Source organism: Tepidimonas fonticaldi (assembly GCF_007556755.1).
Lineage (GTDB): Bacteria > Pseudomonadota > Gammaproteobacteria > Burkholderiales > Burkholderiaceae_C > Tepidimonas > Tepidimonas fonticaldi.
Map to the genome: position 1 here is coordinate 1 of NZ_VJOO01000021.1, position 21,936 is coordinate 21,936.

General features: G+C 69.2%; 17 protein-coding genes and 1 pseudogene. 14 read left to right on the forward strand and 4 right to left on the reverse strand.

The annotated features are described in order from the left end of the window. Nucleotides 1-76 precede the first annotated feature (76 nt). Entirely contained in the window at nt 77-1,648 is a 1,572-nt protein-coding gene (locus Tfont_RS10365; RefSeq protein WP_143969358.1) for a methyl-accepting chemotaxis protein, read from the forward strand. Nucleotides 1,649-1,716: 68 nt separating this feature from the next. After that, the gene (locus tag Tfont_RS10370) at nt 1,717-3,462 is read left to right on the forward strand and encodes a putative bifunctional diguanylate cyclase/phosphodiesterase (protein ID WP_143969359.1); all 1,746 of its coding nucleotides are present in this window, start codon (nt 1,717-1,719) and stop codon (nt 3,460-3,462) included. On the opposite strand, the gene Tfont_RS10375 is transcribed toward Tfont_RS10370, so the two are convergent. Continuing rightward, nucleotides 3,351-4,691 carry a sensor domain-containing diguanylate cyclase gene (locus tag Tfont_RS10375; protein WP_143969360.1) on the reverse strand — a complete coding sequence of 447 codons (1,341 nt, stop codon included), beginning with the start codon at nt 4,689-4,691 and terminating at the stop codon, nt 3,351-3,353. The two genes, Tfont_RS10370 and Tfont_RS10375, sit on opposite strands and share 112 nt — an antisense overlap. A 143-nt stretch (nt 4,692-4,834) precedes the next feature. After that, nucleotides 4,835-5,029, reverse strand: a complete 195-nt coding sequence (locus Tfont_RS10380; protein ID WP_143969361.1) for a YgaP family membrane protein — start codon at nt 5,027-5,029, stop codon at nt 4,835-4,837. Between the two features lie 174 nt (nt 5,030-5,203). On the opposite strand from Tfont_RS10380, the gene Tfont_RS10385 reads away from it, so the two are divergent. The 4 genes from Tfont_RS10385 to Tfont_RS10400 all read left to right on the forward strand — a co-directional run bounded on the left by Tfont_RS10385 (nt 5,204) and on the right by Tfont_RS10400 (nt 10,597). Next, on the forward strand, nt 5,204-5,758 hold the full coding sequence (locus tag Tfont_RS10385) for a cytochrome b (protein WP_143969362.1): 555 nt from the start codon (nt 5,204-5,206) through the stop codon (nt 5,756-5,758). Nucleotides 5,759-5,805: 47 nt separating this feature from the next. Next, nucleotides 5,806-6,384, forward strand: a complete 579-nt coding sequence (locus Tfont_RS10390; protein WP_143969363.1) for a YceI family protein — start codon at nt 5,806-5,808, stop codon at nt 6,382-6,384. 40 nt (nt 6,385-6,424) lie between these two features. After that, nucleotides 6,425-6,991 carry a YceI family protein gene (locus Tfont_RS10395; RefSeq protein WP_143969364.1) on the forward strand — a complete coding sequence of 189 codons (567 nt, stop codon included), beginning with the start codon at nt 6,425-6,427 and terminating at the stop codon, nt 6,989-6,991. Between the two features lie 72 nt (nt 6,992-7,063). Then, entirely contained in the window at nt 7,064-10,597 is a 3,534-nt protein-coding gene (locus tag Tfont_RS10400; RefSeq protein WP_143969409.1) for a class I SAM-dependent DNA methyltransferase, read from the forward strand. A 140-nt stretch (nt 10,598-10,737) separates the two neighbouring features. Here the strand turns inward: Tfont_RS10400 and Tfont_RS15080 are convergent. Next, nucleotides 10,738-10,923: pseudogene (locus Tfont_RS15080) on the reverse strand (YkgJ family cysteine cluster protein); the annotation flags it as partial. A gap of 143 nt (nt 10,924-11,066) precedes the next feature. Here Tfont_RS15080 and Tfont_RS10410 point away from each other — a divergent pair. The 8 genes from Tfont_RS10410 to Tfont_RS10445 all read left to right on the forward strand — a co-directional run bounded on the left by Tfont_RS10410 (nt 11,067) and on the right by Tfont_RS10445 (nt 18,576). Beyond that, on the forward strand, nt 11,067-11,867 hold the full coding sequence (locus Tfont_RS10410) for an NYN domain-containing protein (protein WP_260682359.1): 801 nt from the start codon (nt 11,067-11,069) through the stop codon (nt 11,865-11,867). A 174-nt stretch (nt 11,868-12,041) separates the two neighbouring features. Beyond that, complete coding sequence (gene mnmG, locus Tfont_RS10415; RefSeq protein ID WP_143969366.1) at nt 12,042-14,045, forward strand: tRNA uridine-5-carboxymethylaminomethyl(34) synthesis enzyme MnmG; 2,004 nt, start codon at nt 12,042-12,044, stop codon at nt 14,043-14,045. Then, a complete protein-coding gene (gene rsmG, locus Tfont_RS10420) occupies nt 14,042-14,740 on the forward strand; it encodes a 16S rRNA (guanine(527)-N(7))-methyltransferase RsmG (RefSeq protein WP_143969367.1) in 699 nt (232 codons plus the stop codon). Before mnmG ends, rsmG begins: the two co-directional genes overlap by 4 nt. Nucleotides 14,741-14,806: 66 nt before the next feature. Then, nucleotides 14,807-15,421 (forward strand): LysE family transporter, encoded by a 615-nt coding sequence (locus tag Tfont_RS10425; protein ID WP_143969368.1) that lies wholly within the window; start codon nt 14,807-14,809, stop codon nt 15,419-15,421. A 31-nt stretch (nt 15,422-15,452) separates the two neighbouring features. Beyond that, complete coding sequence (locus tag Tfont_RS10430) at nt 15,453-16,223, forward strand: ParA family protein (RefSeq protein ID WP_143969369.1); 771 nt, start codon at nt 15,453-15,455, stop codon at nt 16,221-16,223. Nucleotides 16,224-16,236: 13 nt separating this feature from the next. After that, nucleotides 16,237-16,785 carry an RBBP9/YdeN family alpha/beta hydrolase gene (locus tag Tfont_RS10435; RefSeq protein ID WP_143969370.1) on the forward strand — a complete coding sequence of 183 codons (549 nt, stop codon included), beginning with the start codon at nt 16,237-16,239 and terminating at the stop codon, nt 16,783-16,785. A gap of 28 nt (nt 16,786-16,813) precedes the next feature. Further along, nucleotides 16,814-17,797 carry a ParB/RepB/Spo0J family partition protein gene (locus tag Tfont_RS10440; protein WP_143969371.1) on the forward strand — a complete coding sequence of 328 codons (984 nt, stop codon included), beginning with the start codon at nt 16,814-16,816 and terminating at the stop codon, nt 17,795-17,797. Next, complete coding sequence (locus Tfont_RS10445) at nt 17,794-18,576, forward strand: class I SAM-dependent methyltransferase (RefSeq protein ID WP_143969373.1); 783 nt, start codon at nt 17,794-17,796, stop codon at nt 18,574-18,576. The genes Tfont_RS10440 and Tfont_RS10445 overlap by 4 nt, the downstream gene beginning before the upstream one ends. Here the strand turns inward: Tfont_RS10445 and Tfont_RS10450 are convergent. Further along, nucleotides 18,534-21,935: a putative bifunctional diguanylate cyclase/phosphodiesterase gene (locus Tfont_RS10450; protein WP_143969374.1), complete on the reverse strand. Its 3,402-nt coding sequence runs from the start codon at nt 21,933-21,935 to the stop codon at nt 18,534-18,536. The genes Tfont_RS10445 and Tfont_RS10450 overlap by 43 nt on opposite strands. Between the last annotated feature and the right edge of the window lies 1 nt (nt 21,936).

A 21,936-nucleotide genomic window follows, 5' to 3' on the forward strand; every position in this document is an offset into this window, starting at 1 on the left:
TCCCCCCCCCCCCCCCCCACTTTTTCTAGAGCTATTACATGTTATATATTTGGGTATTTCAAACCGGGGGGGTTCCATGCGCCAAAATCTGCCTGTCACCCAACGTGAATACAGCTTCGACGGCCGTCAGACCCTGCTGTCCACCACCGACCCGAAGGGCCGCATCACCTACGCCAACAGCGCGTTCGTGGCGGTCAGTGGTTTCACGGCCGAGGAGCTGCAGGGCCAGCCGCACAACATCGTGCGCCATCCGGACATGCCGCCCGAGGCCTTTGCCGACATGTGGAAGACCATCCAGTCGGGGGTGTCCTGGACGGCGTTGGTCAAAAACCGCCGCAAAAATGGCGACCACTACTGGGTGCGGGCCAACGCCGCGCCCATGGTGCGCGACGGACAACTGGTGGGCTATCTGTCGGTGCGCACCGCGCCCGAGCGGGCCGAGATCGACGCTGCCGAGCGCCTGTACGCCGCCTTCCGTGAGGGGCGCGCGCGGGGCTGGGCCTTCCACCGCGGGCTGGTGGTGCGCACCGGTTGGCTGTCTGCGGGGCGCCGCCTGTTGCAATGCGCCAGCACGGCCACCCGCATGCGGCTGGCGGTCTGGGGCGCGGCGCTGCTGCCCGCGGGGGGTGCCGCAGCCTGGGCGGCCCTGGGCGCGGGCGGCTGGCCGGCGTGGGCACTGGGCGGCGCCGCGGTGGCCGGTGCCGCGCTGGCCGATGTCTTTCTGTCGTGGCAGATGGTGCGTCCGCTGCATGCCATCCGCTGCCACGCTCAGGCGGTGGCGGCCGGCAATCTCTACACCACCCCACCCTTCGACCGGGTGGACGACATCGGTCTGCTGGCGCGCTCCGTCAACCAAGCGGGCCTGAACCTGCGCGCCCTGGTCGATGACGTCGCGGCCCAGGTGGCGGGCGTGAGCGCGGCCAGCGAGCAGATTGCCCAGGGCAACGACGATCTGTCCCGGCGCACGGAGCAGTCCGCCGCCAGTCTGGAGGAGACGGCAGCTTCCATGGAGCAGATCACCTCCACCGTCCAGCAAAACGCCGACCATGCCCGGTCGGCCAGCGACCTGGCGCGCCGCACCATGGAGGCGGCGGAGGCCGGTGGCCGCGAAATGACCGACGTGGCACAGACCATGGACCGCATTGCGGCCGGTTCGCAGCGCATCGCGGACATCACGGCGGTCATCGACTCGATCGCCTTCCAGACCAACATCCTGGCGCTCAACGCCGCCGTGGAGGCGGCCCGCGCGGGCGAGGCCGGGCGGGGCTTTGCCGTGGTCGCCGGGGAGGTCCGGGCGCTCGCCCAGCGCAGCGCCGAGGCGGCCAAAGAGATCAAGGCCCTCATCCAGGGCAGCGTGCAGCAGGTGGGCGACGGTGTGGCCCAGGCCCAGCAGGCGGGCGCGCGCATCGCCGCCATCGTGGAACAGATCAAGGGAGTGACGCAGCTCATCAACGACATTTCGGCCGCGAGCGCCGAGCAGTCGGCCGGCGTCGGCCAGATCGGCGAAGCCGTGGCCATGCTGGACCAGGGCACGCAGCAGAATGCCGCGCTGGTGGAGGAGCTCTCCGGCGCCGCACGCAGCCTGCACGCGCAGGCGGAGCGACTGGCCGGTGCCGTGTCCGTGTGGCGCACCGGCGCCCGTGGCTGATCGGGGAGCGGCGCCATGTCGATGCCCGCTTATGCGAATTCGGCGCACGATCCGGGCTCCCCGCGGTCTTGATCGAACAGGCGGAACACGCCCTGCGACAGGAGCTCGGCCCCCTGGAGCGGGCGGTGTTCGATGCCGCGCCGGATGGCATTCTGGTCGTCGATCGCCAAGGCATCATCGTTGGCGCCAACCCGGCCCTGCTGCGCCTGACGGGTTATACCGAGGCCAGCTTGCTGGAGCGTCCGCTCGACATCCTGTTGCCGGAGTCGGCGCGCGGCAGCCACGGCCGGCGGCTGCAGCAGTTTTTCGCGCATCCCCACGAGCGGCCCATGGGCCGCATCGATGACCTGACCCTGCGCCGTGCCGATGGCTGTCTGGTACCGGTGGACATCGCGCTGGGCTTGGGCACCTGGCGCGACGGACCGTGCGTGGTGGCCTTCGTGCGCGACGTGACCGAGACGCGCCGCCTGACCGAACGGCTGCGCCACCTGGCCGCGCACGACGTGCTGACCGGGCTGGCCAACCGCGGGCACCTGATGCTGCAGTTGCGCGAGGCGGCGGCGGCCGCGGTGCGCCACGGCCACACGGCGGCGCTGCTGCTGCTGGATCTGGACGACTTCAAGGGCATCAACGACACCCACTGCCACCCGGTGGGCGACCGCGTGCTGCAGCAGGTGGCGCAGCGCCTGCGCGAGACCGTGCGCACCGACGACGTGGTCGCGCGGCTGGGGGGCGACGAATTTGCCGTGCTGCTGCCGCGCGTGGACTCGCCCCCCGATGCCCTGCGCGTGGCCGACAAGCTGCTGCTGGCGCTGGGGCGACCGATGCGCATCGACGGTTTGCAGTTGACCGTCGGCGGGTCGATCGGCGTGGCCTGCTGCCCCCAGGACGCCCACGATGCCGATGCGCTGATGCGCGACGCCGATCTGGCCCTCTACGCAGCCAAGGCCGACGGTCGCCAGCAGCCCGCGCGCTATGCGCCGGCGCTGTCACAGGCCATGGACGAGCGCGCGCGGTTGACGGATCGCCTGCAGCGCGCCCTGCGCTACGGGGGACTGGCGCTGCATTACCAGCCCCAGGTGGATGTGCGCAACGGCGCGGTGGTGGGGGTGGAGGCCCTGCTGCGCTGGACCGATCCCGAGCTGGGCGCGATCCCCCCGGCGCGCTTCATCCCCGTGGCCGAAGCCACCGGCCTGATCCTGCCACTGGGGGACTGGGTGTTGCACGAGGCCTGCCGCCAACTGCGCGCCTGGGTCGATCAGGGGCTGCACCTGCGCGTGGCGGTCAATCTGTCGCCGCAGCAGTTTCGCCAGCCGGGCCTGGCGGCGCAGGTGCGCGACGTGCTGCAGGGGCACGGGGTGGCGCCCGCGCTGCTGGAGCTGGAAATCACCGAATCCCAGGCCATGATCGATGCTCAACAGGCGCGCCGCACGCTCACCGCGCTGGCCGACGAAGGGGTGACCATCGCCCTGGACGATTTCGGCACCGGACACTCGTCGCTGGCGGTGCTCAAGCAGTTGTCGGTGCAGCGGCTCAAGATCGACCGCACCTTCCTGCAGAACGTTCCCGAGGACACCACCGACGGCGTGCTGGTGCGCGGCGTGCTGGCGCTGGCGCGCACCCTACGGCGGGACGTGGTCGCCGAAGGCGTGGAGAACCCCGCCCAACTGGACTTTCTGCGCCGCTGCCGCTGCCCCGCGTATCAGGGCTGGCTGTTTGCCCCGGCGTTGCCGCCGGATGCGCTGGCCGCCCGGTTGTCGGTCGGGGTGGCAGGCGGGTCGGCGGCCGGGGCGGTGGGCTGCCATTCGGCGTAGCGGTTGCGCCCGGCGCGTTTGGCGGTGTACATCGCTTCGTCGGCCTGATGCAGCAGGGCGTTGCCGTCCACCGGTGCTGCCTGAGGGTAATACGTGACCCCGATGCTGGCGGAGACTTGCAGCGGCCCGACCGGGTCATCGATGGGACGCGACGCGGCGTCCAGCAGCCGCTGCACGAGCGCAACCGCATCCGCTCGTTGCGCCAAATCGACCATCAGCACCACGAACTCGTCGCCGCCCAACCGAACGACCGTATCCGCTTCGCGCACGGCCCTTCGCAACCGCTGCGCCAGCGCGACCAGCAGCCGGTCCCCCGTGGCATGGCCGTGCGTGTCATTGATGGCCTTGAAGCCGTCCAGGTCCAGCATCGCCACGGCCACGAAGGTGCCATGGCGCTCGCTGCGTGCCAGCGCCTGTTCTAGCCGATCCTGCAGCAACACGCGATTGCCCACCCCCGTCAGGGCGTCGTAGAGCGCCGCGCGCCGCAACTCGGCTTCGTTGCGCTTGTGCGCGGTGATGTCGTGGAACATGCCCACGTAGGCCTGCACGCTGCCATCCGACCCCCGCACCGTGCTGATCATCATCCAGTTGGCCATCAGCGAACCGTCACGGCGGCGGTTCCAGATTTCCCCGCTCCACGAGCCATTTGCCTGCAACGCCTGCCACATCGCTGCGAAGAACGCCGCATCGTGTCGACCCGATGCCAGAATCGTTGGCGTTTGGCCGAGTACCTCGTCGCTCGCGTAGCCGGTCAGACGGCAGAAGGCCTCGTTGACGCGCACGATGCGCCTCTGCGGGTCCGTGATCAGAATCGCCTCGTGCGAGTGGATGATCACCAGCTCCGCCAAGGCCTGCGCCTGCTGTTGCTGGCGCAGGGCGCTCACGTCGAGCCAGACGCCCGTGGCCCGCAGCGGAATACCGTCCGCGTCGCGGTCCACGACCTGGCCGAGCAGCAGCACCGTCACCCAATGGCCCGCTCGGTGCTGCAGACGCAGCTCACATTCCACCTGCGGCCGCTGACCGGAAAGATGTCGTGCCCATGCGTGTTCGAACAACGTCCGGTCGGTCGGGTGTAGCAATGCGTTCCAGCCCGTCGTGTCCAGCGTGGGCAGGCTGGCGGGGCTGTGGCCCAGGAGCGCGAGCCCGTGCTCATTGATGTTCAACTTGTCCGGCCGCAGATCCCAAGTCCAGGTTGCGAGTGCCGTGCTTTGCATGATCTGGTCGAGCATTTGTGCCGCCTGTGTCAACGGGCCCTGCGCCTAGCGGTCGCGCCCCTTCGCCGACTACCCAGTTCCGCCCGGCGAGGGCGAGCGGGATCTTACTCCGGGCCATCCGCCAGAGCGGAGCCCGTTTTCGCGGCGTATCCGCCGCGTCAATCGGTCCGGGTCTTGCAGGTGTTGATGCCAAAGATGGCGTAGGGCGGGCACCAGCCGATCAAGCCGGTGGCCAGCGGCACCACGCCGATCCAGCCCCAAAGGCCGACGGTGTCGGTGGCGGCCAGCGCGATGAGCGCCAGGCCGATCACGATCCGTAGGACGCGGTCAATGCCGCCAACGTTGCGGGTCATGGTGAAACCTCCAGTGGGATTGCCGAGACCATCCACGATACCCCGGACTGTACGACGGTATCTTGACATATGGCAAGCGGGGCGTGGGGCGGTCGTGCAACGGTCAAAATCCTTGAATATCGGGTTCATTGTTTTTGCTGAATGGGCGAGGGCCCGGCGCCTACACTGCCCCCCATGTCGTCGCCCCTGTCCACCCCTGCCCAGACCTACCACCCGGTCGCGGTCGGCCTGCACTGGCTGCTGGCCGTGGCGCTCATCGGTCTGTTGGTCATGGGCGTGGTCATGACCGGTCTGCCGTTTTCCCCGCTGCGCCTGAAGCTGTACAACTGGCACAAATGGATCGCCATCGCGGTGCTGGCGCTGTCGGTGCTGCGCTGGCTGTGGCGGTTGACGCACCGGCCGCCACCCCTGCCGGCGGCCATGGCGGGTGCCATGCCCGCCTGGCAGCGCGCGGCGCACCGAGCGGTGCATGCCGGGCTGTATGGCCTGTTCTTTGCCGTTCCGCTGCTGGGGTGGGCCTACAGCTCGGCTGCGGGGTTTCCGGTGGTCTGGCTGGGGGTGCTGCCGCTGCCGGACTTCGTGCCCGTCGATCCCGCGTTGGCCCAGGCGCTCAAACCGTGGCACCGCTGGAGCGCCTATGCCCTGGCCGCCTTGATCGCGCTGCACGTCGCGGGGGCGCTCAAACACGCCCTCGTCGATCGCGATGGGCTGCTGGGTCGCATGGCGTGACGCGCATCGACCGACTGAATCCCCCTGACTTTTTCGGAGCGTTCCACGTGAAACCCCGTCCCCTGTTCGCCGCGTTGGCTCTGCTCGGCTTGGGCTGGGCCGGCGCCACCCAGGCTCAGCCCAAGCTGGTGCCCGCCCAGAGCGAAATCGTCTTTGTCAGTCGCCAGATGGGTGTGCCGGTGGAGGGGCGCTTTCGCCAGTTTGATGCGCAGATCGCCTTCGATCCGGCCCGGCCCGCCGCGGGGCAGGTGGCCTTCGCCATCGACGTCGGCAGCGCGACCCTCGGCGTGCGCGAGACCGACGCCGAGCTGCCCAAGCCCGTGTGGTTTCACGCCGCGCGGTTCCCACAGGCCACTTTCCAGTCCACGGCCATCCGCGCCACCGGCCCCGCGCAGTACGAGGTGGCCGGCCGCCTCACGATCAAGGGCGTGGCCAGCGACGTGGTGGTGCCGGTGCGGTTGAGCCAGCCACAAGGCCCGGGCGGCGTGACCGTGGCCACCGGTCAGTTCCCGATCCAGCGCCTGACCTTCAAGGTCGGCGAAAACGAATGGGCCGACACCTCGATGGTTGCCAACGAGGTCCAGGTCCGCTTCCGCCTTGCGCTCACCGGCGTCGGCAAGCTGTAACCCTTTGCTTCACCCCACCCCACTCCAGGAGATGAATCTCATGCGTCACCCCCTCACCGCCCTGACCGCTGCCGCCCTGCTGGTCGGCACCGCCCACGCCGCCGACTATGCCATCGATCCGACCCACACCTTCGTGACGTTCGAGATCGGTCACTTCGCCACCTCCACCAACCGCGGCCGCTTCGACCGCAAGGAGGGCTCGGTTCAGTTCGACCGCGCGGCCCGGACCGGCAAGGTCGACATCACCATCGACGTCGCTTCCGTCAACACCGGCACCGCCGCCTTCGACAAGCATCTGCAGAGCGCGGACCTGTTCAACGTCGCCCAGCATCCCAAGGCCCGCTTCGTGTCAGATCGCTTCGTCTTCAACGGCGACAAGGTAGCGGAAGTGACCGGCCAGCTCACCCTCATGGGCAAGACGCTGCCGGTCACCCTCAAGGCCACGCAGTTCAACTGCTACGACAACCCCATCGTCAAGCGCGAGGTCTGCGGCGGTGATTTCGAAACCACCATCGACCGCACCGCCTACGGCATCCACTACGGCGTGGACTGGGGTTTCCCCAAGGCCGTTCGGCTGGTGATCCAGGTCGAGGCGGTCAAGCAGTAAGCGCGGATTCAAAAGCCCGGGTGGCGGTTGCAGGGACGGTCGAACCGCCGTTTCCCTGCTTATCATGGGCACATGGACACAAGAACAACATCTGTCCATGCGTTCATTGAACGATGGCAGGGGGTGACGGCCAGCGAACTGGCCACCGCGCAAACCTTTGTCATGGACCTGTGCGAACTGCTGGGCGTGCCCAAGCCGTATCCCACCCCCGCACAGGACTACATGTTTGAGCGCCCCGTGACCTTCACGCATGGCGATGGGTCCAGCAGTGCCGGGCGCATCGATTGCTACAAGCGCGGACACTTCGTGCTCGAGGCCAAGAAGCTCAAGGCCGGCGCCCATACCAAGGGCTTTGACGATGGTCTGCTGCGTGCCCGCAGCCAGGGTGAAAGCTACGCCCGCGCGCTACCGCCCGAGGAGGGCCGTCCCCCCTTTGTGCTGGTGGTGGATGTCGGCACCGTTATCGAGGTCTACGCCGAATTCAGCCGCAGCGGCGGCACCTACACACCATTTCCCGACCCGCGCAGCCACCGGATTTTGCTGGCTGACCTGGCCCGGCCCGAGGTTTTGGACCGGCTGCGTAAGATATGGACCCGGCCCGACGAGCTGAACCCTGCGCTCGCATCCGCCAAGGTTACGCGAGAGGTCTCGGACCAACTGGCGCGTCTGGCCCGCTCGCTGGAGCAGGCCGGGCACCCACCCCAGACGGTGGCAGCCTACCTCTCACGCTGCCTGTTCAGCATGTTTGCGGAGGACGTTGAGCTGCTCCCGAAGGGTTCCTTCCAAACCCTGTTACAGCAGTATCGGGATGACCCGGCGACACTGCAAATGATGCTGCGCAGCCTCTGGTCCGACATGGACCGTGGTGGGTTTTCGGCCGCGCTGGCCAAATCGGTGCTCAAGTTCAATGGCAAGCTGTTCAAGGGCGCCGCGGCGGACGACTACAGCCTGCTGCTCACCCCGGCACAAATCGACCTTCTGGTGCAGGCCGCCCGCGCCAACTGGCGCGAGGTGGAGCCCGCCATCTTCGGTACCCTGCTGGAACGCGCGCTCGATCCCAACGAGCGCCACGCCTTGGGCGCCCACTACACCCCGCGCGCCTATGTGGAACGGCTGGTGCTTCCCACCGTCATCGAGCCCTTGCGCGCCGAGTGGGCCAACGCCCAGGCCGCCGCGCTGCTGCTGGCGCACGAGGCCGCCGAGCTGGAGGCCCACCCGCCCGAGGTGAAAACCAAGAAGGACTTTGCCGCGTTGGACCGGCACCACGCAGCCGTGCGCGCCAAGTGGGACGAGGCGCGGCGGCACGTCAAGGAGTTCCTACACCGTCTCTGCTCGGTTCGGGTGCTGGACCCGGCGTGTGGCAGTGCCAACTTCCTGTACGTGACGCTGGAGCACCTCAAGCGTCTGGAGGGCGAGGTGCTGAACCAGCTCAGCGCCTTGGGCGACACCCAAGACGCGCTGGACCTGGCCGGCGAGACCGTGACCCTGCAGCAGCTTCGCGGCATCGAGCTCAACGAACGCGCCGCCGCCCTGGCCGAACTGGTGCTGTGGATTGGCTACCTGCAGTGGCACATCCGCACCCAAGGACGCGCCAACGTGGCCGAGCCCGTCGTGCACGACTACGGCAACATCGAACACCGGGACGCCGTGCTGGCCTACGACCGCCAGGAGCCGATGCTAGACGCCACCGGCAAGGCGCTGACCCGCTGGGACGGCGAGACCTTCAAGCCGCATCCCGTGACGGGCCAACCTGTGCCCGACGAGGCCGCCCAGGTGGTGCGGTGGCGCTACGTCAACCCCCGGCAGGCCGAATGGCCCCAGGCCGACTTCATCGTCGGCAATCCGCCCTTCATCGGCAACAAGCGCATGCGGGTGGCCCTGGGTGATGGCTACGTCGACGCCCTGCGCGCCGCCTGGCCCGAGGTGCCCGAGAGCGCCGACTTCGTCATGTACTGGTGGCACAAGGCCGCCGAGACGGTGCGCAGGGGCGAGGCCGAGCGATTCGGCCTCATCACCACCAACAGCCTGACGATGATTTTCAACAGGCGGGTGATTGAGGCGCACCAGACCGCCACCCCGCCGCTGAGCCTGGCCTACGCCGTGCCCGACCACCCCTGGGTGGACAGCACCGACGGCGCGGCGGTGCGCATTGCCATGTCCGTGGGCGTGCGCGGCACCGCGGAGGGCAGGCTGCAGACGGTCACCCAGGAGCGGGAGGCTGAAGGCGGCGAGGTGGACGTCGAGTTCGCGACAAGGCAGGGAATGATTCACTCCGACCTGAGGGTCGGTGCCAACCTCACGCGCTGCGTGAAGTTGGCGGCGAACTCCAGGTTGTCGTACATGGGGATGATTCCTCTCGGTGCGGGCTTCTGGGTCGACCAGCAACGGGCAGAGGCCCTTGGTCTGGGGACCGTGCCCGGCCTTGAACAACATGTGCGCCGGTACGTGAACGGCAAGGACCTGACAGGCACTCCGCGCGGGATTCTGGCGCTGGACTTCTATGGGCTAACCGAGGCCCAGCTGCGAGAGCGATTCCCAGCGGCCTGGCAGTGGCTGCATGACGAGGTGAAGCCGAAACGCGACCAGGACAAGCGACCGTCGCGCCGTCGCAACTGGTGGCTCTGGGGGGAATCGGTGCCCAAGTTCCGTGAGGCGGTCCGAGGGCTGCGCCGCTACATCGGGACGGCCGAGACTGCCAAACATCGTACCTTCGTTTTCATCGACGGCGATGTTCTGCCGGACCAGAAGGTTCGGGCCATTGCCAGCGACGACGCTTGGGTTCTTGGCGTACTTTCTAGTCAAGCCCATGTCCGCTGGGCGCTTGCCACGGGTGGAACGCTTGAGGACAGGCCGGTTTACAACACCACGACATGCTTTGAACCCTTCCCGTTCCCAGAATTGGACCGGGCGGGAGCGCTTGCCCAGCGCATCCGCACGCTGGCCGAGCGGATCGACGCTCACCGCAAAGCCCGGCTCGCGGCCCACCCGGATGCCACGATCACGGCCACGTACAATGTGCTGGAGAAGCTGCGCAGCGGCGAGGCGCTGACCGCCAAGGAGAAGGTCATCCACGAACACGGCCTGGTGGGCGTGCTCAAGAGCCTGCACGACGAGCTGGACGTCGCGGTGCTGCAAGCCTACGGATGGGCCGACCTGGCGGCAGGACTGGCCGCTGCTCCGGGCAGTGCCGAACACGCGGCGGCGGTTGATACCTTGCTGCACCGCCTGGTGGCGCTCAACGCCCAGCGTGCCGCCGAGGAAGCGGCGGGCACCGTGCGCTGGTTGCGGCCGGACTTCCAGCAGTCAGGACAAGGCCAGCAGGTGGAAATGGACGCCTCTGCGGACGACGAGGGCGAGGACGCGACCGCCGAGGCGAAGCCGACCAAGGCGGCTGTGGCGCAGCGCCCATGGCCCACGGGGTTGACCGAACAAATCAGGGCGGTGGCCGAGGTGTTGGCGGCTGCGGGACGTGGTTTGGACCATGACGGCGTGGCCGCGCACTTTCAAGGCCGGGGCCGATGGCGCGACCGTCTGCCCACGCTGCTGGACACCCTGGTGGCATTGGGTCGAGTACGGGTGGTGGATGGCCGGTGGGTGTATCTCTAGCGCAGCTCAGTTGCGTCAGGCCCCGATGCACCACGAACCGGCACGGGCAGGGTCGCCTGCTCCAGCCGCTCCAGGTAGACCATCGCATGCTCGCGCGTGTCGCCACACATCGCGACGCTGGGTGTCAGCGAGGAGCATACGGCGGGTCGCTCGGGGCGACCAAACAGACGGCAACGCAGTGCCTCGTCGAGATTTGGGCAGGCCATACCCGCCGGCTTTCCGTCGGGAAGGCCCGGCATCGGGCTGCTGATCGACGGGGCGATGCAGCAGGCGCCGCAGCCGGGGCGGCATGGTATCGGGGCGGGCAGGTGTCGTGCCGAGTCCATGGCTGGTCGCTGTATTGTCGTCGTCACGCGACATCGGCCTGTCCCTAAAAATGTTAAACTGGTTCTATGTATCCGCCGGCAGCGTGCTGTCGGCTCAAAGGCCACCTCGTGTGGCCTTTGCTCTTTCCGGGGGAGGCAAGGGCGTGAAGACCTATGTTTACATAGACGGCTTCAATCTCTATTACGCGATCAAGGATATGGGCTGCAAGTGGCTCGACCCCAAGCGTATGACAGAGCAAGTGGTGCCATCGGCTCGGATTGAGAAGGTCCGGTATTTCACCGCGCGTGTTTCGGGTGCGGTCGATGCCGGTGCACCAGGCCGCCAGCAGATATTTTTCAAGGCGCTGGCGACTGTGCCTGAAGTCCAGATTCACCTGGGAACGTTCTTGGCCAAGTCGAACTGGCGTCCCGTGATGCTGCTTCCGGTCGCCCATCGCGCGCTCACGGATACTGCGGGTAGCCGAGCGACGTTTGTGCCTGGCAATTTGGTTGTGGATGTTGACGCCGGGTTGGCGACCAGCCGTCCAGAACGGCTGCCTGTTGGCCGCTACGGAAAAGGAAGCGCGGGCGGGAGACCGGCTGCGCTGCCAGACGCGGTGAAGGCACAGGTTTTCACGATGGAAGAAAAGGGTTCCGACGTCAACCTTGCAGTCCACTTGGTGAATGATGCGTGGGCCGGGCGATTCGATGCGGCTGTCGTGGTATCGAACGATACAGACTTGGTCGAGCCCATTCGCATCGTTGCTCAGGAGCTTGGCAAGTCTGTCTATCTCCTCACGCCGCCTGGAAAATTCGGCGCTGCGAGTCCCCTCGTTCGGGTCGCAACGCATCAGCGGCACATTCGTCCGTCGCACTTGCGGGCGTCGCACTTGCGGGCGTCGCAGTTTCCGGACCCCGTCTGGGGCCCAGATGGGCAACCGATTGCCAAACCCGCTGGTTGGTAAGTCGTCCCCCGTCCAGAGGGGGAGTACAGTTTGGCGCTGCTGCAGCCCAACGTGGCGACGTTGTGCATGGCGTTCGCAGGGTTGGGCCGAACGTGGGACAATCCGGGCCTTTGCCGATTCTAGGGGCCGGGCCTGTGGTGGGTCGCGGCCCGCTGTCGCTGGAGCCTTCGGTCCATGCTGTATCCCCAAGAGTTCGATGTCATCGTCGTCGGCGGCGGCCACGCCGGGACCGAGGCCGCGCTGGCCGCGGCACGCATGGGCTGTCGCACGCTGCTGCTGACCCACAACATCGAGACGCTGGGCCAGATGAGCTGCAACCCCAGCATCGGCGGCATCGGCAAGGGGCACTTGGTCAAGGAGGTGGACGCCCTGGGCGGCGCGATGGCCATCGCGACCGACGAAGGGGGGATCCAGTTTCGCATCCTCAACGCGAGCAAGGGGCCGGCGGTGCGCGCCACGCGCGCGCAGGCCGACCGCAAGCTGTACAAGGCCGCGATCCGCCGCCGGCTGGAAAACCAGCCCAATCTGTGGCTGTTCCAGCAGGCCGTGGACGACCTGATGGTGGAAGGCGACCGCGTGGTCGGGGCGGTAACGCAGATCGGGTTGCGCTTTCGCGCCCGCGCCGTCGTGTTGACCGCCGGCACCTTTTTGGATGGCAAGATTCACATCGGCCTGCAGCACTACAGCGCGGGCCGCGCGGGCGATCCGCCGGCCATCAGTCTGTCCGCGCGCCTCAAGGAGCTGCAACTGCCCCAGGGGCGGCTCAAGACGGGCACGCCGCCGCGGCTGGATGGCCGCACCATCGATTGGTCGCGCTGCACGGTGCAGCCCGGCGACGGCATGCCGGGTTCCGACACCGAGGGCCAACCGGTGCCGGTGTTCAGCTTCCTGGGCCGGCCCGAGATGCACCCCGCGCAGGTGCCGTGCTGGGTGACGCACACCAATGCGCGCACGCACGAGATCATTCGCAGCGGCTTTGACCGCAGCCCGATGTTCACCGGCAAGATCGAGGGCGTCGGGCCGCGCTACTGCCCCAGCGTGGAGGACAAGATCAACCGCTTTGCGGACAAGGACAGCCACCAGATCTTTCTGGAGCCGGAGGGGCTGGACACGCACGAGGTGTACCCCAACGGCATTTCCACCAGTCTGCCGTTCGACATTCAGTATGCGCTCGTGCGCTCCATCGCGGGGCTGGAGAACGCGCACATCCTGCGCCCCGGCTACGCGATCGAGTACGACTATTTCGATCCGCGCGCGCTGCGCTCGACCTTCGAGACCAAGGCCATCCGGGGGTTGTTTTTTGCCGGGCAGATCAACGGCACCACCGGTTACGAGGAGGCCGCCGCGCAGGGTCTGTTTGCCGGCGTGAACGCCGCGCTGCAGGTGCAGGACCGCGACCCATGGGTGCCCGGGCGCGACGAGGCCTACCTGGGTGTGCTGGTGGACGACCTGATCACCAAGGGCGTGACCGAGCCGTACCGCATGTTCACCAGCCGGGCCGAGTTCCGGCTGCAACTGCGCGAGGACAATGCCGACCTGCGCCTGACCGAGACGGGGCGCCGCCTGGGGCTGGTGGACGATGCGCGGTGGGACGCTTTTTGCCGCAAGCGCGATGCGGTTTCACGTGAAACCGAGCGGCTGAAGTCCACCTGGGTCAACCCGCGCATCGTCTCCGTGGCGGAGGCCGAGCGCGTGTTGGGTAAGGGTATCGATCACGAGTACAACCTGTTCGACCTGCTGCGCCGACCGGGGGTGAGTTACGCCGCGCTGATGTCGTTGGAGGGCGGGCGGTTTGCCGATGGCGGTGTTTCACGTGAAACGCTGGCCGAGCTGTATGCCCCAGTGGTGGAGCAGGTGGAGATCGGTGCCAAGTACGCCGGCTACATCGAGCGCCAGCGCGACGAGGTGCAGCGCGCCGCCGCCTACGAGCATCTGAAGCTGCCGGCCGACCTGGACTATATGCAGGTGGCGGCGCTGAGCATCGAGGTGCGGCAAAAGCTGCAGAAGCATCGGCCGGAGACCCTGGGGCAGGCGGCGCGCATTTCGGGCATTACGCCGGCGGCGATTTCGCTGCTGTTGATCCATTTGAAGCGCGGCCGCTTCAAGGGTTTTGAGGGGGCGATCGCCGGGGGGCAGGACGTCCCCGAGGCAGCACCCGGCGAGGCGCGCGCCGCATGACGACGGACGCGCTGGAGACCGCCCTGCGGCAGGGGTTGGCGGCATTGGATCTGGCCCTGCCGGACGCGGCCGTGCGCCAGTTGCTGGACTATATGGCGGCCCTGGAGCGGTGGAACCGGGTGTACAACCTGACCGCCGTGCGTGCGCCGGCCGAGATGCTGACCCACCACCTGTTGGACAGCTTGGCGGTGGTCGCGCCGTTGCGTCGCCATCTGGGCCTGCCGCCGGTGCCCGCCCAGGCGCCCGGGGGATCGTCGGCGGCGCCGGTTCGCGTGCTGGACGTCGGCTCGGGCGGCGGGCTGCCGGGCGTCGTGCTGGCCATCGCCTGCCCCGATCTGCAGGTGACCTGTGTGGACGCCGTGGCCAAGAAGGCGGCATTCGTCGGTCAGGTGGCGGCCAGCTTGCGCCTGCCCCAGCTGCACGGGGTACATGCCCGCGTCGAGTCGTTGGTGGGGCCGTTCGACCTGATCTGCTCGCGCGCGTTTGCGTCGTTGGCCGATTTTGCGACCTGGTCGCGCGCGGCGCTGGCCCCGCATGGGGTGTGGATGGCGATGAAGGGGCGCGTCCCCCGCGACGAGATGGCGGCTCTGCCCCCCGATGTCGAAGTGTTTCACGTGGAACCGCTGACCGTGCCGGGGCTGGATGCCGAGCGTTGTCTGGTCTGGATGCGGCCCGTGCGCACGGAATCCCCGTAAACTCCGACCCTCCGGCGCGGTGCGTGTGGTGCCGCTGCCTTTCCTGTTCAGCCTGCGGGATCAGCCATGTTCGGTATTGCCGATTACGGTGCCTTCGTCGTCGCCATTTTGGTGTTTCTGGCCATCCCGGGGCCCGGCAATCTGGCGCTCGTCACCGCCACCGGCAAAGGGGGCGTTCGTGGCGGGCTGGCCGCCACCCTTGGCGTCATCGCCGGGGACCAGGTGCTCATGTGGCTGGCCGTGGCGGGGGTGGCGGCGCTGCTGCTGGCCTACCCGGCGGCGTTTGCGGCCGTGCAGTGGCTGGGGGCGGCCTATCTGGCCTGGCTGGGGGTGCGCATGCTGCGGGCGCGCCCGGGTGCGGCGCCGGTGCTGCATCTGCGCGCCGGGCAGTACTTTCGGCAAAGCCTGATGATCACCCTGCTCAACCCCAAGGCAATCGTGTTCTACATGGCCTTTTTTCCGCTGTTCGTCGATCCGGCGCGGCACCAGGGGCTGGTGACCTTTGGCGTCATGGCGGCCACCATCGCGGCGCTGACCTTTGCCTATGGCGTGGTCGTGGTCGGTTTGACGCACCGGCTGGCCGAACGGCTGCGCGCCAGCCCGCGGCTGACCACGTGGCTCAATCGGGTGGCGGGCACGCTGCTCGTGGGCTTTGGTTTGAAGCTGGCGCTGTCCAAATGAGCCACGAACGGATGGGGGAGGAGGGCTGAGCATGGCGCGTGTGTTCTGTATTGCCAACCAGAAAGGCGGGGTGGGCAAAACGACGACCACGGTCAATCTGGCGGCGGGGCTGGCCCAAGTGGGCCAGCGGGTGCTGATGGTGGATTTGGACCCGCAGGGCAACGCCACCATGGGTTCGGGCGTGGACAAACGCACCCTGGTCCCGACCGTGTACGAGGTGCTGCTGGGCACCGCCGCCGTGCGCGAGGCCGCGCGCCGCAGCGAGGCGGCCGGCTACGACGTGCTGGGCGCCAACCGCGAACTGGCCGGCGCCGAGGTCGAGCTGGTGGCGCTGGAGCAGCGCGAGCACCGCCTGCGCGACGCCCTGGCGGCGGTGCAAGGCGACTACGACTTCGTGCTCATCGATTGCCCGCCGTCGCTGAGCCTGCTTACCCTCAACGGCCTGTGCGCGGCGCACGGCGTCATCGTGCCCATGCAGTGCGAATACTTCGCGCTGGAGGGGCTGTCCGATCTGGTCAACAGCATCAAGCAGGTGCATGCCAACCTGAACCGCGACCTCAAGCTGATCGGTCTGCTGCGGGTGATGTTCGATGCGCGTATCACGCTGCAGCAGCAGGTCAGCGAACAGCTCAAGGGGCACTTTGGCGACAAGGTGTTCGACACCGTCATCCCGCGCAATGTGCGGTTGGCCGAGGCGCCGAGCTACGGACTGCCCGGCGTGGTGTTCGACCCGTCGGCCCGCGGCTCCAAGGCCTTCGTCGACTTTGCGCGCGAGATGGTGGCGCGGGTCGAGCGGTTCTGACCGGGGGGCGAATATGGCGGTGCAGGTGCTGACCTTGCCGGGCTGGCTGAGCAGCGGCCCGCAACACTGGCAGACCCGCTGGGAGCAGCGATACGGCTTTGTGCGGGTGGAGCAGCACGACTGGCTGACGCCCCGGCGCGGCGACTGGATGGCGCGCTTGGAGGATGTGGTGGGCGATGCCGCTGGGCCGGTGGTGCTGGTGGCGCACAGTCTGGGCTGCATCCTGACGGCGGCGTGGGCGGTGCATTCGCGCCACGCCGGCCGCGTTCGCGGCGCGCTGCTGGTGGCGCCCGGGGATGTGGAGCAGCCCGATTTGGCCGCGCACCTGCCGGGCTGGGCGCCGATCGTACGTCGCGCGTTGCCGTTTTCCAGCGTCCTGGTGGCCAGCCGCGACGATCCCTACTGCCGCTTCGCGCGTGCGCAGGCGCTGGCCGCGGACTGGGGCAGCCGCTTCATCGACGCCGGCGCGCGTGGCCACCTGAACGCCGAATCCGGTCTGGGCGACTGGCCCGAGGCCCTGGACTGGATTGCCCCGTGGCGCGATGCCGCGCCCGGGGTCTGACACCCTGCACGACACGGACACGAGAACCATGGTGAACAAAAAACCCAAAGGACTGGGTCGCGGCCTGGAGGCACTGCTCGGCCCCACGGTCGAGGCCGAGGCCCCGGGCGCCGACACGCCCCGCCAATTGCGCCTGAGCGATCTGGTGCCTGGCGCGTACCAGCCCCGCACGCGCATGGACGAGGGCGCACTGTACGAACTGGCCGAAAGCATCCGCGCCCAGGGCGTGATGCAGCCGGTGCTGGTGCGCCGACTTGCCGACGACGTGGGGGCGCAGCGGCTGGCGGCGTGGCACGCCAGCGCGGCCGGGCAGCCCTTCGCGGAGGACGGCACGCGCGGCGCGCGGCCGGTGTACGAGATCATCGCCGGCGAGCGGCGCTTTCGGGCCGCGCGGCTGGCGGGGCTGGAGGAGGTGCCCGTTCTGGTGCGCGAGGTGCCCGACGAGGCTGCCGCGGCGATGGCGCTCATCGAAAACATCCAGCGCGAGGATCTCAATCCGCTGGAAGAGGCACAGGGCCTGCAGCGCCTGATCAAGGAGTTTGGCCTGACGCACGAGCAGGCGGCGCAGGCCGTCGGCCGCTCGCGCAGCGCGGCCACCAACCTGCTGCGCCTGCTGCAGTTGACCGAGCCGGTGCAGACCATGCTGATGGCCGGGGATCTGGACATGGGCCATGCGCGCGCCCTTCTGAGCCTGGACCGCGCGACGCAGATCACGGCAGCGCACCAGATCGCCGCCAAGGGCCTGTCGGTGCGCGAGGCCGAGTCGCTGGTCAAGCGCCTGGCGGCGGAGTTTGCGCTGACGCCCCCGCGCCCCAAGGCCGAGAAATCGCGCGACGTGCGCCGGGTGGAGGAGGAGCTGTCCGAACTGCTCGCCGCCGAGGTCGAGGTCCGGGTGAAAAAGCGCGTCAAGCGCGGCGGCCGCGTGCAGGAGCAGGGCGAGCTGGCGATTGCCTTTGGCTCGCTCGACGAGCTCAATGGCCTGATCGAGCGACTGCGCGGGCTGCACGGGTGAAACCGCGCCGCGCCACGCCCGCGCCCGACCGCTGGCCCTTGCCGGCACTGGTGCTGTGGCTGGCGGCCTGGGCTGGTTTTGCCGCCCTGCGCGTGGGCTTGCAGCGCCCCGTGGCCGAAGCCTTCGGCATCGCCGCCCTGCTGGCTATGCTGTGGGCGGTGCGGCATGGGGGCACCCCCATGCGGCGCATGGTCATGGCGCTGGGGTTTCCGCTGTCGTGGGTGCTGTCGGCCGGCGTGCTGCCGCTGCCGCCGGCCTGGGTGTGGGCATTGCTGCTGCTGGCGGCACTGGCGCTCTACCCCTGGCGGGCGTGGCGCGATGCGCCCCTGTACCCGACCCCGCCAGGGGCCTTGGACGGGCTGCGCGAGGCCATCTGGCTGCCCCCGCGCGCCCGTATCCTGGACGCGGGCTGCGGCTTGGGCGACGGCCTGCTGGCGCTGGAGCGTGCCTACCCGGACGCGCGGCTAACCGGCATCGAGCGCGCCTGGGTGCTGCGCCTGCTGGCGGGCGTGCGCTGCCCGGCCGCGCAGGTGCGCCATGGCGACTTTTGGGCGGCGGACTGGTCGGCCTACGACATGGTGTACCTGTTCCAGCGCCCCGAGACCATGCCGCGGGCCGCCGCCAAGGCCCTGGCCGAGTTGAAGCCTGGCGCCTGGCTGGTGAGTCTGGAGTTCGACGTGCCGGGCTGGACCCCGGCCGTGTGCTGGCGCTGCCCGGACGGGCGACCGGTCTGGGGCTACGCCATGCCCCCCGCGCCGGCGGCCGGTTCGCCTGTCTGAGACGCGCGCCAGCGCGCCAACACCACCTCGGCCGCGTCGGGCCGGCCGTGCAGATAGCCCTGCTGCAGGACGTGGGGCCAGCGGCCAAAGAATGCGGCCTGCTCGGCCGTTTCCACCCCCTCGGCCACCACCCGCAGCCGCAGCCGCTCGGCCACGGCGATGATGGCCTCGACCAGCGCGGCGTCGTCCGGATCGGTCGGGGCGTCGCGCACGAAGCTGCGGTCGATTTTGATTTCCTGGATGGGCAGCCGCTTCAGGTAGGACAGTGACGAATAGCCGGTACCGAAGTCGTCGATCGAGAAGCGCACCCCTTCCCGCGTGAGGGCCAGCATGCGCTCGATGACGGCGTCGATGTCCTCCACGACCACGCCCTCGGTCACCTCCAGCACCAGATCGGCCGCCGCGGCCCCGTGGGTGCGCAGCGCGTCCAGCACCTCCTGCACGAAGTGCGGGCGGTGGAACTGGCGCGGGCTGACGTTGACGGCGATGGGCAGGCGGGTGCCGGCGCGGGCCAGTTGGCCCAAGTGCGCGCAGGCGGCCTGCAGCACCCAATGGCCCAGCGGCTCGATCAGGTCGCAGCCTTCGGCCACGGGCACGAACTCGGCCGGCGGCACCAGCCCGCGCACCGGGTGCTGCCAGCGCACCAGGGCTTCGGCCGCGCGCCAGTGGCCCTGGGCATCGGCCTGCGGCTGCAGGTACAGCCGCAGCTCGTCGGCAGCCAGGGCGCGGCGCAGCTCTTGCTCGATGGTGAAGCGCCGCGCCACCGCCGCCCCCATGGCGTCGTCGAAAAACACGCTCTGATGGCCGCCGCGTTCCTTGGCCCGGCGCAGGGCCGTGTCGGCGCGCCGCAGCACATCCAGCGGGGTGTCGTCGCCATCGGTGGGCAGCACGGCGATCCCGATGCTCAGCGTGATGTTGACCGGCGCGTCGCCGCCGTCGGGCCCCGTACCGCCCCCGGCCTGCGCGCCGTCCAGGACGAAGGCGTCCTGCAGCGCGGCGTGGATGTGCTCCGAAACATCCTGCGCGGCGCGCGATGCCGCCAGCGGCCCGCCCTCCATGCCCGGGGTGAGCAGGGCGAACTCGTCCCCGCCCAAGCGGGCCAGCAGATCGGCGCGCGGGGCCGCCGCCCGCAGCCGCTGGGCCAGTTGCTGCAGCAGCACGTCGCCGCTGGCGTGGCCCAGGGCCTCGTTGAAGGTCTTGAAGCGGTCGATGTTGAGCAGCAGCAGGGCGCGATGCCGGCGGTGCCGGCGATCCCCGGCCAACACCTGCTCCAGCCGGTCAAGCGTGCGGGCGCGGTTGGGCAGGCCCGTCAGCGGGTCGAACCACGCGAGCTGGTGGGCCTTGGTCTCGGCGTCGCGCTGGGCGGAGATGTCCAGTTGCACCGAGACGTAGTGGGTGATGTGGCGGTGCGGATCGACCACGGGGGCGATGGTGACCGCCTGCAGGTATTCGCTGCCGTCGGGGCGGCGGTTGACCACCTCGCCCGTCCAGGGGCGGCCGTCGCGCAGTGCGCGCCAGGCCTGCTGCCACGTCTCGGCCGGCATGCGCCCCGACGACAACAGGCGCGGGTTGTGTCCCCGCACCTGGGCCAGCGTGTAGCCGCTGATGCGCTCGAACGCCGGGTTGACGTATTCGATGCGCGCCTGCGCGTCGGTGATCAGCACCGCGGCCGGGCTTTGCTCGACGGCCTGCGACAGCAGGCGGATGTGGGTTTCGGCCTCGCGCCGCGCCGTCAGGTCGCGCGTGACGCCCTGCAATTGCACCACGCGGCCATCCGGCCCGGTGATCAGGGTCGACACCGTCTCGGTGTGGACCGTGCGGCCGTCCAGGTGCAGCAGGTCCAGCTCGGTGGTCTCGGTCAGGGCCGAGGTCTGTCCGCGGGCCAGTTCGTCCAGCCGCTGGGGCAAGCGTTCGCGCACCTGGGCCAGGGACACCGATGTCAGCACGGTGTCGAACGAGCGGCCGACGATGTCCTGGGCGCCGTGGCCGATGAGCCGCTGCACCGAGGGGCTGACGTACAGAAAGCGATCCTGCTGCAGGTCATAGAGCCACACCACGTCGGCGCTGTGTTCGGCCAGCAGGCGGTAGCGCCGCTCGCTGTCGGCCAGCCGGTCGCCCACCTCGCGCAGCGCCGCGGCATGGGCCTGCACCTGGGCCAGCCGCGCGCGCTCGTCGAACAGGCGCACGCCCACCACGGTGCCAAAGATGGCCAGCAGCGCGGCCAGCAGCGTCGTCTCGGCCCCCTGCAGCGCCGCGGCGCGGATCTGCGCCACGGGTTGCCAGATCAGCAGCTGCCACGTGCCGTCCAGCACGGGTTGCCCGACGACCGCCACCTCGCCTGCGGCCGGGTCCCGGGCGGGCAGCGGCCGCTCGGGCGGCGCCGTGCGCAGCACCATGCGCACGGCGGGGTGGTCGGCCGCCTCCAGCGGGACGACGGCGCTGGCCTTGGGCTGGGTCACGTCCAGCACCAGCACGCGGTCGCCATCGCGCCGCGCCAGGGCGGTGGCGATGTCGCCGGTCGGGGCGGCATGCCACGGCTGCAGGGCGGGCAGGGTGCTGACATCGTCGAGGGCCAGCACCAGCGCGGCTGGATAGGCCATGCCCGGTAAGTTGGCCACGAAGATCCACTGCCAGCGACTGTCTGCATCGATCCAGGCGCGCGCCGTCGAGGTGGTGTCGAGCACACGCGTGGCGGCCTGGGGGATGAGACCCTGCGGATCGGGCGGGACGGCACCGACCCAGAAGGCGTGGCCCTGTCCGTCGACGATCCCCGCGGCGCGGTAGCGGCCCAGCTCCAGCGCTTGCTCGAGGGCATGCCGCATCGCCGGGGGCGGGGGGGCATCCGGGGCTTCGCGCCAGGCGTCCCAGCCCTCCCGCAGCCCCCGGCGCTGCGACAGCAGCCGCGCGTCGTTCAGGCGTTCCTCGTGCCAATCGGTCAACTGCGCCTGCTTGGCCTGCAGCATCAGCCCCAGGTGGATGGCGGCATGGTGCTGGGCCTGCTGGTAGCGCTGCGCCAGCGTGATGCCGGTGACCCCGAGCACCGTGCCGATCAGCAGCCCAACGCCCCAGCGGGGGATGACGCCCGCCAGCGGCCCGCCGTTCGGCGCACCGTCGGCGCTGGCGGTGGACCAGCGGTACAGCAGCGCATACAGGGCCACCGAGGTCAGCGCGACGAACGCCCACCCCTTGAGCAGACTGGCCCGCGCCAGGGTTTCGGTGTCCGGAATCCACCACGACAGCAGCGTGTCCGACAGCGTGATCCACAGGGCTGACAGCGTCGCGTACAGCGCCACCACCCACAGCGCCAGCCGCTGCCGGCGCACGGTGCCATCGGACGCGGGGGAGGGCGGGGGCCGCATG

Coding starts and splice junctions, on each gene's coding strand:
- Tfont_RS10430 (WP_143969369.1), top strand. CDS start 15,453: ATGGCGCGTGTGTTCTGTATTGCCAACCAGAAAGGCGGGGTGGGCAAA.
- Tfont_RS10385 (WP_143969362.1), top strand. CDS start 5,204: ATGTCGTCGCCCCTGTCCACCCCTGCCCAGACCTACCACCCGGTCGCG.
- rsmG (WP_143969367.1), top strand. CDS start 14,042: ATGACGACGGACGCGCTGGAGACCGCCCTGCGGCAGGGGTTGGCGGCA.
- Tfont_RS10425 (WP_143969368.1), top strand. CDS start 14,807: ATGTTCGGTATTGCCGATTACGGTGCCTTCGTCGTCGCCATTTTGGTG.
- Tfont_RS10395 (WP_143969364.1), top strand. CDS start 6,425: ATGCGTCACCCCCTCACCGCCCTGACCGCTGCCGCCCTGCTGGTCGGC.
- Tfont_RS10440 (WP_143969371.1), top strand. CDS start 16,814: ATGGTGAACAAAAAACCCAAAGGACTGGGTCGCGGCCTGGAGGCACTG.
- Tfont_RS10380 (WP_143969361.1), bottom strand. CDS start 5,029: ATGACCCGCAACGTTGGCGGCATTGACCGCGTCCTACGGATCGTGATC.
- Tfont_RS10400 (WP_143969409.1), top strand. CDS start 7,064: ATGGACACAAGAACAACATCTGTCCATGCGTTCATTGAACGATGGCAG.
- Tfont_RS10365 (WP_143969358.1), top strand. CDS start 77: ATGCGCCAAAATCTGCCTGTCACCCAACGTGAATACAGCTTCGACGGC.
- Tfont_RS10375 (WP_143969360.1), bottom strand. CDS start 4,691: ATGCTCGACCAGATCATGCAAAGCACGGCACTCGCAACCTGGACTTGG.
- mnmG (WP_143969366.1), top strand. CDS start 12,042: ATGCTGTATCCCCAAGAGTTCGATGTCATCGTCGTCGGCGGCGGCCAC.
- Tfont_RS10450 (WP_143969374.1), bottom strand. CDS start 21,935: ATGCGGCCCCCGCCCTCCCCCGCGTCCGATGGCACCGTGCGCCGGCAG.
- Tfont_RS10435 (WP_143969370.1), top strand. CDS start 16,237: ATGGCGGTGCAGGTGCTGACCTTGCCGGGCTGGCTGAGCAGCGGCCCG.